The 16,979-nt window shown below is 40.8% G+C and carries 13 protein-coding genes; 2 read left to right on the forward strand and 11 right to left on the reverse strand.

The window, feature by feature from the left end:
• Nucleotides 1–13: 13 nt before the first annotated feature.
• The gene (locus AAG747_RS05195; protein ID WP_346820076.1) at nt 14–1,675 is read left to right on the forward strand and encodes a PorP/SprF family type IX secretion system membrane protein; all 1,662 of its coding nucleotides are present in this window, start codon (nt 14–16) and stop codon (nt 1,673–1,675) included.
• Nucleotides 1,676–1,755: 80 nt separating this feature from the next.
• Here the strand turns inward: AAG747_RS05195 and AAG747_RS05200 are convergent, their stop codons facing one another.
• The 6 genes from AAG747_RS05200 to AAG747_RS05225 all read right to left on the reverse strand — a co-directional run bounded on the left by AAG747_RS05200 (nt 1,756) and on the right by AAG747_RS05225 (nt 8,043).
• Nucleotides 1,756–2,367, reverse strand: coding sequence for an HAD family hydrolase (locus tag AAG747_RS05200; protein WP_346820077.1), 612 nt, complete (start codon nt 2,365–2,367; stop codon nt 1,756–1,758).
• A 107-nt stretch (nt 2,368–2,474) separates the two neighbouring features.
• Nucleotides 2,475–2,897: a Dabb family protein gene (locus AAG747_RS05205; RefSeq protein ID WP_346820078.1), complete on the reverse strand. Its 423-nt coding sequence runs from the start codon at nt 2,895–2,897 to the stop codon at nt 2,475–2,477.
• A 160-nt stretch (nt 2,898–3,057) separates the two neighbouring features.
• Complete coding sequence (locus AAG747_RS05210; protein ID WP_346820079.1) at nt 3,058–3,957, reverse strand: DUF6999 family protein; 900 nt, start codon at nt 3,955–3,957, stop codon at nt 3,058–3,060.
• A gap of 1 nt (nt 3,958) precedes the next feature.
• On the reverse strand, nt 3,959–5,836 hold the full coding sequence (locus AAG747_RS05215; protein ID WP_346820080.1) for a beta-ketoacyl-ACP synthase III: 1,878 nt from the start codon (nt 5,834–5,836) through the stop codon (nt 3,959–3,961).
• A complete protein-coding gene (locus AAG747_RS05220; protein ID WP_346820081.1) occupies nt 5,823–6,539 on the reverse strand; it encodes a sterol desaturase family protein in 717 nt (238 codons plus the stop codon). Before AAG747_RS05220 ends, AAG747_RS05215 begins: the two co-directional genes overlap by 14 nt.
• Nucleotides 6,540–6,777: 238 nt before the next feature.
• Entirely contained in the window at nt 6,778–8,043 is a 1,266-nt protein-coding gene (locus AAG747_RS05225; protein ID WP_346820082.1) for a M28 family metallopeptidase, read from the reverse strand.
• A 449-nt stretch (nt 8,044–8,492) separates the two neighbouring features.
• Here AAG747_RS05225 and AAG747_RS05230 point away from each other — a divergent pair, with 449 nt between their 5' ends.
• Nucleotides 8,493–8,891, forward strand: coding sequence for a DUF6146 family protein (locus AAG747_RS05230; protein WP_346820083.1), 399 nt, complete (start codon nt 8,493–8,495; stop codon nt 8,889–8,891).
• 102 nt (nt 8,892–8,993) lie between these two features.
• On the opposite strand, the gene AAG747_RS05235 is transcribed toward AAG747_RS05230, so the two are convergent.
• The 5 genes from AAG747_RS05235 to AAG747_RS05255 form a co-directional block, all read right to left on the reverse strand.
• The gene (locus tag AAG747_RS05235) at nt 8,994–10,427 is read right to left on the reverse strand and encodes a PepSY domain-containing protein (RefSeq protein ID WP_346820084.1); all 1,434 of its coding nucleotides are present in this window, start codon (nt 10,425–10,427) and stop codon (nt 8,994–8,996) included.
• A 101-nt stretch (nt 10,428–10,528) separates the two neighbouring features.
• A complete protein-coding gene (locus AAG747_RS05240; RefSeq protein ID WP_346820085.1) occupies nt 10,529–12,832 on the reverse strand; it encodes a TonB-dependent receptor in 2,304 nt (767 codons plus the stop codon).
• Nucleotides 12,833–13,336: 504 nt separating this feature from the next.
• The gene (locus tag AAG747_RS05245; RefSeq protein ID WP_346820086.1) at nt 13,337–13,723 is read right to left on the reverse strand and encodes a hypothetical protein; all 387 of its coding nucleotides are present in this window, start codon (nt 13,721–13,723) and stop codon (nt 13,337–13,339) included.
• Nucleotides 13,724–13,854: 131 nt separating this feature from the next.
• Nucleotides 13,855–15,042: a phosphoglycerate kinase gene (locus AAG747_RS05250; protein ID WP_346820087.1), complete on the reverse strand. Its 1,188-nt coding sequence runs from the start codon at nt 15,040–15,042 to the stop codon at nt 13,855–13,857.
• A 292-nt stretch (nt 15,043–15,334) separates the two neighbouring features.
• Complete coding sequence (locus AAG747_RS05255) at nt 15,335–16,540, reverse strand: acyl-CoA dehydrogenase family protein (RefSeq protein ID WP_346820088.1); 1,206 nt, start codon at nt 16,538–16,540, stop codon at nt 15,335–15,337.
• Nucleotides 16,541–16,979: the final 439 nt, after the last annotated feature.

Genomic DNA, 16,979 nt, shown 5'->3' on the forward strand with positions numbered 1-16,979 from the left:
AAAATTTAAAACAATGAATATTCTACGAAAATATATATTCTTTATCACTCTCTTTACCCTTTATTCACTAGGGGGCAATGCACAAGATATCTTCTATTCCCAGTACCTGAATGCCCCTCTATACCATAACCCCTCTTTGGTTGGGGTGTCGGAATACACAACGGTAATCTTAAACTACCGTAGCCAATACATCCGTTCCGGCAGCAAATACAATATCCCTTCCGTATCTTTCCTACATCCGTTTTACAGGGACAACGGGACAAAATTAGGGGGAATTGGCTTAACTGTTGTCAGTGAAGACGAAGGCAATGGCATTATCAACACTACAGGGGCAGCCTTATCCTTTGCATATAACATCCCACTAAACAGACGTAACTTGATTAGTATGGGATTACAACCGGGTTTTTTCGGAAGAAAAGTAAACACGTCTGAAATGACTACGGACAGTCAGTACTTCAATGGCCATTTTGATCAAAATGCGGACATCAATGATGTTTTTAGTGATTTAAACGCTTCTTACTTCTCCATTTCTTCCGGCCTTACCTGGAATTTTCTGGATGAAAACGGCAAGCAAATCTCCTTTTTAGGCGTAGCCATGTATAACATAAACCGCCCGGTGAATTCATTTATCAGTGACTTGAGTGAAGTGCCGGTAAGCTTTGTAACCAGTGGTGGCTTTACTCTTTTTCATCAAAAACAGTTGAGTGTTACCCCTTCTTTCAGATGGATCAAGCAAAAGGACGTTGACCAATTGAATATGGGGGGAATGGTCAAATACAAAGTCGGGGCCCAATCGGAAGATTGTCATATCGGGCTGGGGGCTTGGTACAGCATCAACCATGCAAGTATCTTTTTGGCCGAAGCCGCTTATAAAAACTTTATGTTTGGCTTTAGCTACGATGTATCCACTTCGCAAAAGTATGAACACAACCCTACCAACAATGCTTATGAAATCACTTTGGCGTGGAGAAAAGCCAAAAAGAAAGTGGTGGTACCCAAGGCTCAGCCTCAAGCATTGGTATTGGAAACACCTGAAGTTCATGAAGAAGTTAAACCGGTAGTCAAAAAGCTTATACTGGGAGTAAAAGGAAAAGTATCCAATACCCAAAATCAACAAGCAATATCCGGAGTTACTATACAAATATATAAGTTAGGTTCCCCAAAAGCCCTGACTACTGTCATGGCAAATGAAAACGGTGAATACTTGTTTACACCCGATGAAGTCACTCAATATTCATTTAATGTAAAAGCCCCTAACTATCAACCCAAAACAATTGTACTTGACTATCATAATGAAGATTTGAATGTGGATATACAGCTGGAACCTCTTGCCCGAAATACGAAAATTGAATTGGAAAATATCTACTTTGAAACCGGTTCATTCAACATTGCCCAGGTTTCACTTGCAGAATTGAATAAATTGACAACTTATATGAGAGAGAACCCTGATATCAATGTGGAAATCGGAGGGCATACGGATAATGTGGGTTCTGCCAGTAGCAATGAAAAATTGTCACTCAACAGGGCAAAAGCCGTTTATGAGGTAGTCGTTTCCAAAGGAATTGATCCCAACAGGTTGTCATATGTCGGCTATGGGGAGAGTCAACCACTGGTTCCCAACAATTCAAAAGCCAATCAGGCTAAAAACAGAAGAATTGAATTTATCATTAAATAAACACCGGAACCTTTTCCATTGATAGGTATTCCCAGAATAAAACCCCACTGATAAACAAGTGGGGTTTTTAATTTCAAATCTCAACCGTTCAATTCGATACCTCTTAAATTTTTGATTTCATAATGAGATTCCGGCTTTTGGTTTCTCGAAACTTTCCGATGCTCCCATTGTAGTTTTCTAGCTCCATCCATATCCGACCATTCCGAATCTCCTACCATTAAAATTTGCTTGCCCTTCTTTCCCGAAACATTTTGCACATGTTCGAAAATCTGCTTTTCCGGTTTCACAAAACCTACCTGGCAAGAAAAAATTGCTTTTTCAAAATATTGGTCAAGCTTCAAAGTATAATAAGGTTCGATATAAGGTGAGGCCAAATTAGATATCAGAAACAAACGGTACGAAGATTTCAACTTTTCCAGCACTTCCAGAGTCTCTTCAAACAGCCTGACACTTTGTAACTCCTCTGATAACGCTGCCTTTGTTTCGAAAAACAATTCTTCAAATTCAGAGGGAAGCTCATTGCAAACTTCATCCAGCGATTTTTTGAGCAGTAGGTTTTTATACGCCTTTACAGACAGATCAAACCCATTGTAAGAACGCTGGTACAACTGATAAAAGAAGTGTTTGTTTTGCGTTATTTCAATCAAAGTATCATACAAATCAAATACGATAATTTCAGTTTGTCTGTCCATTTTATCCTTGTCAAAAAACAAATAGTAAATCCATCCACCAGACCAACAAGTAATGGATTTACACAGCATTCTATTTTACTTGAATTACCTAATACAGAATAATTCCTTTATTGTAAATTCATCTGCTCATAATCAATTTCCAGAAAATCGGTCACTTCTTTTTTCCAACGTTTTTCTACAAATGCAATATGCTCAGGATGTTGGTTATACTTATCATAAGCTTGTTGGTCTGCGAACTTCATCGAAAACCCGAATTGGTACTCATTCTTTTGACTCACTTGTTTGCGCACTTCAAATTCCTCCACTCCGGGAATGGCTGTGAGAATGGTACGGGCATCGTCCAAAAATTGCCGTTCCTCCGGAGAGCCTGCCTCATGTTTTAGAGAAAAAATTACGGTATGGATAATCCGTGTATCCAATGTATTTTCCGTTGTAGCAGAAGTGTTGTTTTGAGCAGTATTGGAAGTACATTGTACAAAACCTAAAAACAACAAAGAAAAGACAAAAAGGTGTTGGGTTACTTTTAGCATAATGATTTGGTTTATAAATCCAAAAAGATTTGTTTTCCCAAAAATTACAGAGAAAAGGTTAGAATGGCTATAAGCAAAAGAAAATATTGAGGAAGAACAAATTCAAAAACCTTCCAGGTTTCCGGAAACCTGGAAGGTTTGACAGTCCGGTCAAATCCCTTTAGGCATACATGCGGTTCATTTGCTCTTTCTTCATCTGAACCAGGGTAGCATGAAGTACTTCCGTAGAATACCCATGTAGCAACAAACGGAATCCGGCCCTCAGTGTCGTCAAAGGGATCATAGGATGTTTGTTATTCAAGGCTACCAATTTTTCAGGGGCATTGATAATGGTGGCAGTGTATATGCCAATCACTTCATCGAACTGAAGGGAATTGGATGCCCTCCAAAAATCATTGTCCGTCAAAAAGAGTTGATAGACAGGTGTGAAAATTTCGATGGCTGTAGCCAAGTCCAAAAAATTCATCCATTTTCTCCGAAAGTCCGGATACGTGATTTCCTCCAGGCTAATGGCCGAAAAGTCAGGCTGTTCGACCTTTTCCACTTTTAGTCCTTGCTCTTTGATGGCTTTGTTTAGGCGAATTACAAAATTGAACAAGTTTAAATCGTGATCCAGAAAAAGATTGTCTTTCACAGCATGCAAATCCTTAGGTTTCAAAGGATTCATTGCCAGTTCCTGCGCACCGTCAACATTATCTTTTACAAATTGCAAGATTTCCGAACCTAAAGTAAAATGCCGTAAAATCAAATAGTTGGCTTCCGGGGTAATCCAGTATTTCATACCCCAATATAAAAACCGGTGCAATAACTTAGGCGAACTCCACCGTCTGGGTGTAAACACCTTCAACAACTGGATCAGCATAATCGACAATCGGGCCGTTACCCGCACGATTGGCAACAGAAACTGCCGTGTACCCAAGCCAGAATCATACAAAAAAGCGGCTTTGGCCTGTTCGTTAAAAGGAACACTCCGGTCAAAGTACAAAGCTTGCCAGGGACTTGGGTCCTTGGGATCGTGTGCCAGCTTTTCGAAGTACTCAATTTTATCCTTAAAATCCATATTAATAGTTTCCTAATTCACTCAATTGCAAGGTATATAATCTCGCCACGGTTTTGGCTGTTTTTACCACTCTTTTGGCTACCTCCATGGTCAACAATTCCGAGTCAACGGCTTTCTCAAAACGTTCAAAATGATTGTCATTGGCATCACTGCTTTCATGATAGATCAGAAAGGACACCTGATTGTCATCCAACTGCAATTGTTCTTTAATGGCCCTTCCCCACTTTCCAGCCAGGCGGTTACCCAGCCCTTCAATGATAAACATACCACCCAAGAGGTCAAACGGATTAGGAAGGCTGGCCCGGTAAAACATATATGCACTCAATGCCTCACTTCCTATATTTTTCTCACCGTTGTACAAATCTTCTTTTTCACCTCCTAAATTAATATAGTTCTTCTCCAGAATCTGGTAGTCTCTGTGTTCGTCCCGGGAATGGGAAATAAAGGAAGAACGCACATCAAAAAATTCCATACTCACATTCGATGCCGCCCTCGCAATCCATTGGGAGCCGTCAATAACTTGTTGACGCAAATTAAGTAAAAGCAGCTTATAATCGTCCACAGGCAACACTCCCCGGTTGATTTTGTCGACAATGGGCACTTTGTTCAGACCGGTTTCAAAATCCACCCACACTTTGGTCAACTCTCTCACCAACCACTCTTGCACTTGCCCTCCTGAAGCGCGGATTTCGGGAGGATTCACTTCGGTAAAGTAGGTTTTTTGCATTGGCCTAACCGCTTTATTTTTCACTACCTCCAACAACATAAAGGTAGTCAGGAAGCGACCGCTTTCCGGCACCATACACAGCACCTGTTCTCCATGTTTTAATTCTTTTTCATTCAACAGTTCTTCGAGCATAATATAAATCGAGGCGGAACCGGTATTGCCTTTTTCATAGAGGTTGGTAAACCACTTCTCCTCCGGGATCATTGCCCCTCCTTTCTCCAGCAAATCGAGAATGGGTTGTTTAAAATAATGAGAGGAATAATGACATAAAAAATGATCGATGCAGCCGGGCCGGACTTTGTTTTCATCTATTAATTCAAAGAAACGCTGTACCCCTAACTTCACAATATTATCGACCAACTTGATATCTTGTTTTAAATTGATAGCTCCATCGTGATCGGCTTCCGAAAAATCCGAATAATCCAACCAAGATTTTGATGCCCCTTCTTTGGACTTGTTTACACCCGCATACATACACACATCAAACAAATGTGCATAAGATCGAATATCGATCCATTTGATTTTCAAGCTTGTTCCTTTGGGTAACGGAGAAGGCTGTACGAGTAAAGCGCCACTCCCATCCGAAAGCATCCATCGCAGAAAGTCCGTATCCAAAGGCAAGCCGCCGTTTTCATTCGTTATCCCCTGTTTTTCAAAGCGTTGCTTTTTAAACATACGGCTGGCAAATTCACCGGCACAAGCCACTGCATTTTGATGCTCCCCCGAAAGAATATTCAACCAGGCATTTTTCAAGGCCATCATCCCACTGCCACAGACCCCATGCAAAGAGGCGATTTCACATCGTTCAAGTCCTGAGGCAGCATGTACCATACTGGCAAATCCGGGTACAGGGAGATCTCCCTGTGTAGTGGCTGCCGCCAGGTAACCAATATCTTTTTTTGTGAGGTTGGTATGTTTCAAACAATCTTCAATAGCTTTAGCAGCCATTTCGCTCAAGGTGTATTGAGCTTTTTGTTCTTTGTCCAGCGCATAGTAGCGGGTTGTGATTCCGTTTTGCTTGAGCATTCGCTCTTTGGTCCGGGAAGGACGTTGATGGATACATCCGAGATAGTCTTCAATTTCTTCGTTTGAGACTGGCTTTCCGGGCAAAAATTTCCCGGCAGCCGTAATATAGGCGTTAAGCTCGTTCATTCTTTAAATTCGTATTAAAGAGTTTATCAAAAATCTGTAAAAAAAAGCCATAATTTCCTCGTACTTTCTGATGGTGCAAACTATGGCGATGGCAAAAGCCCAACCAGTGTTGTGATGATTTTCCTGCAGCCAAATCGTGGTTCCAATGTCCCAATACATTTAACAAAATGCTCATTACCGGTAATAAAAGTAAAGCCAAATAATGAAACGGGTAAAGCAACATGGGCAGGTAAATAACACTTCCTAAAAGTACAGCTTCAAACCAATGAAAACTATACGTAGAAAACTCTGTAGGTGTTGTAGACTGATGATGCAGGTAGTGAACTTTTTTGAAAAACCAGCGGTGATGTAGCAAGTAATGAGAAAGGTAAAAGTGCAACTCATTCCACAAAAACAAAATTGAAACTTGTAAACACAATGCCCAAATACTTGCCTGCTCAGAAATATGAATATACCCCTGAGTATAAGCCCATTGCACAGGGATACCTTCCAACGCAAATACAGTAACAGAAAGCAAAGAGATCTTGATTTCTTTCTTTACTTGTTGAGAATAATTTCGATAAGGTGATATGGCCGCAAGTTTGAATTTTTTCTTAAGCAACAAGCCTAAAAATGCACCACCAAAATAGAGAAAAGTAAAAAACAAAAAGCCTCCCAAAAAAGTAATCCACCATGTACTGAATATAAACTGTACAATTTCCATAGGTATTTTAGCTTTATACATTCATTTCTTCCCGGGTCAACCTCTTTTCCAAAGGTAATCCTTCTTGCAATGACTCCGGTCCCCATGATATATGAAAAATAAAAATCACTGGATATAGTGATACAAATATTCTATTCCGGAACAAAGTATCAGCTTAAAATCGATAGGTTTGCCCAGACTTACAACGTAACAAATGTCAATAGCAACATACTACGGTTACCTTGCTATAAAATAGCCTTTACAAACGTTCGGCAAAATCAACTAAAAGACGAAATGCATCTCGAAACTCAGTATAGGGCAGTGGTTTCTGATCCTGTATATCATGATAATGTTCCCAGTCGCCCATCAGGTAAATAAAAAAAGCGGGAACTCCCTTTTCCGAAAAGAAATAATGATCGGAGTTAGCGGCTTTTCCCCGGCTCTTGATTTCCGTTATGTAATTGTTCTCTTTATTAATTTCGGTCAATAAGGCAAAGGCTTCTTTAAATACCGAACCGTTGACAACCGTAGCCCCTTTCTCTCCGGTACCGAAAAGGTCCAGGTTAAGCAGAAACTTAATTTTTTTCAAAGGGAAGAAGGTGTTTTCCGTATAAAACTTAGATCCGATTAACCCTGCTTCCTCTCCCCCAAATGCCATAAAGGCGACAGAGTATTCCGGGGGATTTTTTGAAAAGTAATTCGCCAGTTCGATTAACATGGCCACCCCACTGGCATTGTCATTAGCACCTGGAAAATATACCTCTTCTCCAATCCCTCCCAAGTGGTCGTAATGTGCGGTGAATACGACAAAGCTATCCGGCTGGGCAGTCCCTCTGATATACCCGATCACATTCTGTGAAGGATACCCATAAATCAGTTCGGCCATTACATCGATTTTAACTTTTTTGATGTCTTTAGGGAAAAGCGCTTTCTTCAGTATGATTCGGGGAAGTGGCAATTGAAATTGTGCCAGGGTTTGCGTAAGTTTATCTGCCAATAAAATGATGGCTTGGGCAGAATAAATTTTGCTCTGCTGCTCTTTGGTTAATTTGAAAATCTCCTGATCCAATTTTTGATCATAAACCAATATCGTTTCGGATAAATCCCTTGAAGCGAAATCTTCCTTCGTCACCCAATGCAAGTCCTCAAAATAAAAAACATCTCCCTTTAATTTTCCGGCACCACTCATTCCGTCTAAAATATACTCCGAACCCAGCTTCATGGTTTTATTATTGATTTTTAATACGGACTCTTCAGGAAAAGTATTAATACTCATCATAAACTCTTGAAAATACCCCTTGAGTGAAAAGGCCAACAAACCTGCATATTGGTAATGGTTCCGGATATATTGGGCCGCTCGTTTATCTCCGTTTTTCAAATAGCCACGGCCAAACATGTAGGGAGAACACAAGGAATCTGTCACTTCCCGTACGCGATTCATATTCTGAGAGCTCAATGGTAAATTGAATAAGAAAATGAACACTCCAATCAATACCAGGTGAATAAAATTTTGTACTTTTTGCATGTGGTAAATGTTAATTTTGTTTGTATCTACTTTTTTAGAAAATGAAGTGGTTTAAACGTATAGTTTTTGACCGAACATGGAATCAAAACCGGCTCATCAGGGCACTTTTTGAAGAGAATAGCCAAAGCTATTGTTGAAAAAAGTAACACAGAGGAGGCATGTTTGAAACATTTTTCAGGAAAAAGAAAAAGGTTAATTCACTTCAATTAATCTAAACATTATTTTGAAGTGAAATAAGCTGTAATTTATCAGTATATCGCCTGATAGAGATATTCTAATTTTCAGAAATTTCCTTCATATTACCAAGAAAAAACCCGCCTTTTCAAATTTTCATTCCTGTTACATAAGGATCAAACCCAAGTATTAACACAAAGCAATTCTTCCTGTAAAGATAAAAAACAGAAGCCCCTTCTCATTTGTTAAGATAATAGAACTAAACAACAAACATTATGAAACGATTAACTTTATGGGTTTTCCTCTTGCTATTTGTAACCGGTTGTGCTTTTCAGGCCACTCCCAAAAGAGACCGCAACTTCTTGATCCAGTCACCGGAAGATAAGGAAGAGTATGAACTCATCATTATAGACCCGGGCTTTGATACTTGGTTTCATACCAATGCCAAACCCATTAGTTATTATTCTAAAAACTATTATGAAACGAAAAACCGGCTCTATGTAAACGCTTGGAACGGCTTGCATCATCAGTACAAAGGCCGAGGCCCATTTGAAAATTATATCCAATATGATCAGTCCATTGATTATGGCATTGAGTTAAATTACCAATTGTTTTGGTATTTCAAATATGTAGAAGCAACGGTAGGTAAGCGGTATAACTTCCAGCCTTTATAGGATATATTTAAACGGCAACAAGGCGGGTAGTAAATGACCCGCCTTGTTTATTTTTCAGCATTTTTGTTCTCAGTTATTCTGATATTTGCTCTATATCCATTCTCAAGCCAATACTTTGGCCGGTTTTTTCAGCAAAAGCCTCAAACCTAATAAAGCAACCATAAAATTACCTAAGGCAAAGAAAGACATAATACTGTCACGGACAGTTTTTCCTGCAATATCGAGGAAGTGATATTTATGAAAATAGGCAAAGATAAAACCTGAGAGGGCCTTGCCATCGGTCACTTTAGCCGCAAGTTTACCCGAACGGGTTTCCACATAGAGTCGTTCATGATTCTCCGTATCAAACTGTACTTTATACACCGGAAGCCGCTTATTGATAAAACCATATTCCCCACCAAACTTACGAATCAACTCTACGGAAACCACTTCTTCCGGATTCCGCTCACTGTATTGGCAAGCCAAATCAATCGCATATTTTTTATCTCCCTCCTCCAACATTTGACTTGTCTGCAAATCCTGGTATTGGCATTCGGTACTTTTTCCCGAACACAAAAAGGTTTGTAAATAATTGCGGCCGCTCATGTTTACCAAAGAGAGATTATTTAACGTAGCCGGAGCATTTTGCAAATAGCTCAGGAGGGAAAAGTGAAATTGCGCAGTGGTATAGACCACTTCGTTATGATAGGTCTCCCGTAGGTTAGGTTGGAATTTAGGCAACAAATGGAAAATCGCACTCGTAGCAAAAGACAGAAGAGCGAATGAGACCGTAATTCCCAGATTTCTATGCCATTTTCGCACCGGTGCAACTCTTTGGTTTCGTTTAGGACTTTGAAGTGTTTTCCACATTGCGGTATACACATAGATACCGCTTCCGGCTGCAAAAAACGCGATAAGAGCAAAAAGCAATATTACTGAAATGCGCAACAAATGGGAGTGATTCAGAAAACTCCAACTGTGGGCATTCCGGAAAAATGCCTGCCACCCAAGCCGGGCATGGTTGACACTATGCCCTAAGCGCTCCGAAGAGGGGTCTACATACAAACTCAAGCCATCGGCCCGGTCAAAGCTAACTTTATAAACAGGAAGCAGCCGGGAAATTTCTATATACTCCTCATCAAACCGGGCTACTAATTCCACTGTTGAGATTTCACCGGCATCTGCACCTGCAAATTGTCGGGCGAGTTGGCTAGCGTACAACTTATCTCCATTCTCCAGGATTTTTCCGTTTCCGGCATGGAAATACCGTAATTCCTGTTGAGTGGGCAGTTTGACTTGATAATACACTTGATGACCCAAACTTACAAACCGGAAGTTGACAAACTCCCTGATTTGATAACCTTGAAGAATACTATCCAGCTCCATCTGCACTTGTGATTTGTCCAAGGGTTTTGCAGGTATATAACTCCGGGCGATCCCGGGTTTAAAGTTTGACATTAGTGGGTGCATCACTCCGCTTAATGTCCAGAATAATATGGGAAACAAAGCCAGTATACTTAATTGACGATGCCAACGGTATATATTTCTTTTTAACATTTGAATTTCTATTTCGGGCTATTACAAGTCCATCTACGAATTTTACAGAACCGTAATTAGCAGATTTTGATTAACATTCTAAAAAGATCAGAATCAAGTTTTTACAAGGAGTTATTTTTTGAATGAAACTTATATCCAACTCCCCATTGAAATGTAAGTGGTGCTCCTACCGAATAGGATTTGCCCCAGGCCGATTTGGAAACCCGGGTTGCATAGCGCTCATCTGTTAGGTTCATGATATGTAACCAGGCTTCAAACTGACGAAGCGAATACCCCATACGAAGGTTTAGTAGTTGATACCCCTCATAACGTTCAGTATTGGCAGCATCCATAAAATATTCGTCCACATATTGCCATTCCAACGAGGCATTGAATCCTTTGATAAAGCCTGGGCGGTAAGCCAACTCGGCATTCCCGATAAATGAAGGGGCACCTTGCATTTCGTGATCATCATAATTGACTTCTCCGTTGTTAAATTGTATATACCGGTGCATCACATTGGTGCCACTAAGTCGAAATTCCACTGCTTTTACCGGGTATAGCTTCAAGGTGTATTCAAGTCCTTGATGAAGTGTCTTACCCGCGTTTTTATTCCGGTAAGAGCCATCCTCTTGTTGCATGGAAATGATTTCATCGGTTCCGTCCATCCGGTACAAGCTGATGTCAAGATAGCCTCGATTGGAAGGCAAACTCATCCAACCGCCAATTTCATAATTATAATAGGTAGAGGGGTTTAAGGTAGGTACGGATTCCCCACGGTACATTTCGGAAACCTGAGGAGGCACAAAGCCCCAACTGTAATTTCCATACGCTCCGAATCCCTTGCCCAAATCATAGGTCAGCCCTACTTTAGGGGTTATCGCTTCAAAGTGATTTACCGCATCCGGTGCTCCGGAAAATGCGTTGGATGACAAATGATTATCATAGTCATAGCGGAAGCGGTCATAGCGCAAAGCGGCCACGATTTGTAAACGTTTTGTGGGTTTGACCTCCAGTTGTACATAGGTCGCCAGATTCAATAAATCCGTATTGTACCGGGTTAAGAGAGAGTCCGTTCTGGTGTAATCTGTGTACCGCCCGTTTTCATCTCTTTCTACCTCAATGAATTTCGCCCGGTTTCCGGTAGGGCTCATATCTAAACTTAGGCCTGTTCTCAGGGTCGTTTTCAAAGAAGGCAACGCTTGATTATGCTGTATGAGCGCTCCATAGCTTTGAAAGCTACTTTCATTTATTTCTCCTGTAGCTTTCAAAGGGTTTGTCCAATTGTTCCGGATAAAATAACTGGGAATCTGTCCCAAGGTATTGTTGCGATAAACTACTCGTACCGAAGTATTACTTGTTGTATTCCATTGATGATCCAACTTGACCTGCGTCCGGAAAAGTGTTAAGTCGCGTTCCGTAAAGGAGTGAAGGCTTTTAAACGCTTGCTCATAAAACGAAGTACTGTCTACCGATCCTCCCATTTCCGAAAAGTAATCTATAAAAGTTGTCGTGGATTTCAGAGTAGTTTTCTCCCCCAAAGGATAATCCATCGTTGCCGTTAAAGCCAGTTTGTGAAAATCGCTATAATCCAGAAATCCTTCTTTACGCTGTGCATAATATCCCCCGATGTTAAGCCCTACTTTGCTGTTTGTAGTGGTACCGAATTTCATATCTGTCCTTAGGTAACCATAGGAATCCCCTTGAAAGGACACCTTTCCGGAAGTAGTTTTCGGAGGTCTTTGAGTAATAAAATTCATCGCCCCTCCAATCGCCTCACTTCCATAAAGAGAAGAGGCCGGCCCCCGGATCACTTCAATGGTATGTAACATCGCCATGTTCATCTCCATCAAAGCATTGTGATTGAAAATACCAGTAGGCCGGACGGGCAAACCGTCTTCCAGATAAAGGAACAGGCTCTTCATACTCATCGGTTGGCGCACACTCATTGCATGTTGCTCATTGCCAAGATCAACCATCAACACTCCGGCAGTTTTATTGAGCACTTGTTCCAACGAAGTGGCTTTGGTTTCATCCAGAAGTTTTGTGGAAAGTGTCGAAATCGCTATTGGAGCATCCGTACGCAATTGAGCATCCCGGCTTGCAGATACTATCACCTGATTTAGCACCGTATGGGCCGGCTCCAAGCCAATTGATATATTCTCTGAAGTAATAGATACTGTTTGAGATACATACCCTACAAACGAAACCTGAAGATAGGCCTCACCTTCAGGGACAATTAATTCAAAGCGTCCTGTACGGTCCGTGGTACACCCGGCTTTTGTAGAGGGAACTAAAATGGTAACACCAGTTAACATTTCCTGATTTTCAAGATCGTACACCTTTCCTTTTACACGTTGTTGTGCGTACATATTCGAAAGGAAAAACATCGACCCAAACAGTGATAGAAGTATTTTCAGTTTCATTATTTTAATTGAAATTTTTAAGACAATATCCACCCGGCCTCCCCTGAAAAGAGGTGGTAACGGATAGTAATAAGAGAGTTATTTAGAGCTACTACGGAGTGTTATCTCATCACAAAAGGCATTTCTTTGCCAAACACCAAACCCTTTTAGGCATCATGAAGAGCAAATGATGAAGCGAAAAGAAGTACTTCTTTTCCCTTTCAAGCATGATCTACTCATTGCCTTGATCTTATTGCACATTCGACTTCCAAATAGAAACAGACACATGCTAAACAGAAGCAAGAATTCCATTTCTATTTTTGAAATTGACTAGCAACCTAAACAACCTTGTAATAAAGAATTAACCCGTAGAAACTAAGCCTTGTAAGGCTCATTGCCTATTTCAGATAGATAATCCGGCTCGTATGCGACCGGCTCAAATGCTTTTTCATAAGGGCATACCTCTGCCCTTGCACTTGACGAATACTGCCAAGAGAATATATCCAAAAACTAAGCAAGAATAAATTAGCAGGAAATTCGGGGAGGGTCGAAAATATCGGAGGTGTAACTTGAGTGGACTACTTCATCAAATTGATAGTAATCCAATTCCAACTCAAAAGGAGTTCTAAAGAGATAATGCAGCCCTTCATCAAGGACAGGCATCGCCAGGAATGAGAATATGGAAGACTCGCTCCTCTGTTGCTCTTGCTCTGCCTTGCGTGCTTTTTCCAATTGTTTTTCCAAAAAACAACGGCCGGCACAGAAAGACTCCACCTTTTCTCTGTTGATACAGAGGACTTTAGAAATATACTCCTTTCTAAGCTGGTAATCCGCATAAATCAAAGACATAACGAGTGCATTCACCAATGTCAATAGGCAAAGCAACACCACACCTGTCTTTTTCAAATACATGTTCATAGAATACCCATAAAAGGAGTTATTGAATGTTTACAAAAGTAAGAAAAAAAATCGTTGGATGGTATAAAAAAGGGCCTTAGTATTTTCACTACCATGGCCCTTTTCTATTTGTATCTCAAATCGACCTATGCATCCAATGCTGCCACACCTGGCAACACTTTTCCTTCCATATATTCCAACAAGGCTCCACCACCGGTAGATACATAAGAAACATCGTTGCCGTAGCCCAGGATATTCACCGCAGCAGCAGAATCACCTCCTCCGATCAGAGAAAAGCCTCCGGCCTTGGTAGCCGCTACGACTGCTTCGGCAACACTATTCGTTCCCTTGGCAAAGTTTGACATTTCAAACACACCCATAGGGCCGTTCCAAAGGATGGTTTTGGAAGATTGAATCACTTTTACATATTCTTCTACCGCTTTCGGCCCGATATCCAAGCCCATATACCCTTCCTTAATATCCATATTGTCAGCCACTTCCGTATTGGCTTTGTTATCAAACGCATCGGCAATTACAGAATCTTGCGGCAGTAAGAGTTTAACCCCTTTGGCTTCTGCTTGTTCCATTAAGGTTTTTGCCAAGTCCAATTTATCTTCTTCTACCAAAGAATTACCGATATTTCCACCTTTGGCTTTGAAAAAAGTATAAGACATTCCGCCCCCGATCAAGATATTATCTACTTTATCCAATAACTTTTCAATGATCAGAATTTTATCCGAAATTTTTGCTCCACCCATAATCGCGGTGTACGGTTTGTCGGCATTCTCCAACACTTTTTGGGCGTTGTCTAATTCGGCTTGCATAACGTACCCACAAACTTTGTCTTCAAAATACCGAGCGATAACTGCCGTAGAGGCATGCGCACGGTGAGCAGTACCAAAAGCATCGTTGACATATACATCACCGTGCCGGGCTAATTTTTCGGCAAAAGCCTCGTCCCCTTTGGTTTCTTCTTTATAAAAACGCAAGTTATCCAACAAAAGCACTTCTCCTGCTTGCAAGCCTTTAGAAAGGTTGAACGCTTCATCTCCTATGCAATCACCTCCGAATTTCACTTCTACCCCTAATTTCTCAGAGAGATGAGCTACTATATGTTTTAAAGAAAATTTATCTTCCGGTCCTTGTTTGGGACGTCCCAAGTGTGACATCAATACTGCACTTCCTCCATCTTTTATGATTTTTTGGATGGTAGGAATCGCCGCACGGATTCTGGTATCATCCGTAATTTGAAAATTATCATTCAACGGCACATTAAAATCTACCCTGATTAGAGCCCTTTTCCCTGAAAAATTGAACTGATCTAAAGTTCTCATACTTTTTTGATTTATAGTTTACAGTAAAAATGATTTGAACGGAAAGTTAATCACAGCAATGCTGAATGATTAGCTTTATGATATGGACATTTCGTTTTTCGGAAGGTAAAATAAGTACATAAATGTAAATATTCACAGGAAAACCGGGGATTTCTCTACAGATGTTTTTTACCGCTCTCCGGGAATGTAAAGGGGGAAGCAAATAGACTTAAACAGAAAGAGGAGAGGAGAAAAAACGGTGGGTTACGTTGAAGCCTTCCGGGTTTTGAAAACCCGGAAGGTTTTTATTGCCTTATTTGAAAGCCGGGATTCCGGTAATTTCATTCCCTAATATCAACAGGTGGATTTCATGAGTGCCTTCATAGGTAATGACCGATTCCAGGTTCATCATATGCCGCATGATCGAGTACTCTCCGGTAATCCCCATTGCCCCCAATACCTGACGGGCCTCCCGGGCAATGTTCAATGCCATATCGACATTGTTTCGCTTTGCCAAAGAGATCTGGGTGGAAGTCGCCTTTCCTTCATTTTTTAATGTTCCTAAACGCCAGCACAACAGTTGCGCTTTGGTAATCTCCGTCAGCATTTCTGCCAGTTTTTTCTGGATCAATTGGAAGGAAGCAATCGGTTTATCAAATTGCTTCCGCTGTAAGGCATACTTTCGGGCCACCTCGTAGCAATCCATCGCAGCTCCAACCCCTCCCCAGGCAATTCCGTAACGAGCAGAATCCAGGCATTTTAACGGGGCACCCAAGCCATCTCTGCCAGGCAGCAAATTAGCTTTGGGTACTTTCACATTATTAAACACCAACTCCCCGGTTACGCTGGCTCGCAACGACCACTTATTATGAGTTTCGGGCGTGGAAAAACCTTCCATGCCTCTTTCCACTATAAGCCCTTGTACTCTCCCCTGTTCGTTTTTGGCCCAAACCACCGCAATATCGGCCTCCGGGGCATTGGATATCCACATTTTACTTCCGTTTAACAAATAGTACTCCCCCTTGTCTTCAAAATGCGTCAACATACCACTGGGATTTGAACCATGGTCCGGTTCTGTCAGGCCAAAACAACCTAAATACTCTCCACTAGCCAACTTGGGCAAATACTTGCGTTTTTGCTCTTCCGAACCAAAGGCATAAATCGGAAACATCACCAAGGAACTTTGTACCGATACGGTGGAACGCATTCCGGAATCACCTCTTTCGATCTCCTGCATGATCAAGCCATAACTGATTTCGTCCATGCCACCTCCACCGTATTCTACCGGAATAGAAGGTCCGAAAGCTCCCAATTCCCCGAATTTGGGCAGCAGGTATTTGGGGAAAATATTTTTCTGACAGCAATCTTCAATAATGGGTGATACCTCGTTTTTCACAAAATCCCTCACCGAACTTCTCACCAACTTTTGTTCTTCCGTCAGTAAAGCATCTATATTATAAAAATCAGGTGAGACAAAGTCATCTTTGACATTGCTACGAGTAATCTGAGATGATTCCATAGGTTAGTTTGATTTATTGGTTACAATTCTTCAGGTAAGTTACAAGTTATTTTGTCATTTGACAATTCTTGTACAGTAGAAGAGAGAGGAAACAGAAGAGCCGACTATATAGGATCACGAGTTTACTTACTTTCAGCGAGCTTGGTTTTGTATTGCTTTCGCTTTTAGGAAATTGCAAAATTGAGAAGCCCAGATTATCCTTTTATTTTATTCCGGGTTTATTTGTTAACACAAGCTTCAAACTGGATTAGCAGAAATTCGCTAAAATTTTCATTTTATTTCTCCTATCCACTTGAAAATACTATTATTATTTATATATTTGAGAATCGAATTAACAATTACGATTTAATTTATTATCGTTCGTTTAATCCTTAGTCTTTTAAATATGGAAGTGAAGTTTACTCTTTTTTAACACACTGAAAGCTTTTACAAATACTTA

Origin of the sequence: Rapidithrix thailandica (assembly GCF_039710355.1) — a bacterium.
GTDB lineage: Bacteria > Bacteroidota > Bacteroidia > Cytophagales > Flammeovirgaceae > Rapidithrix > Rapidithrix thailandica.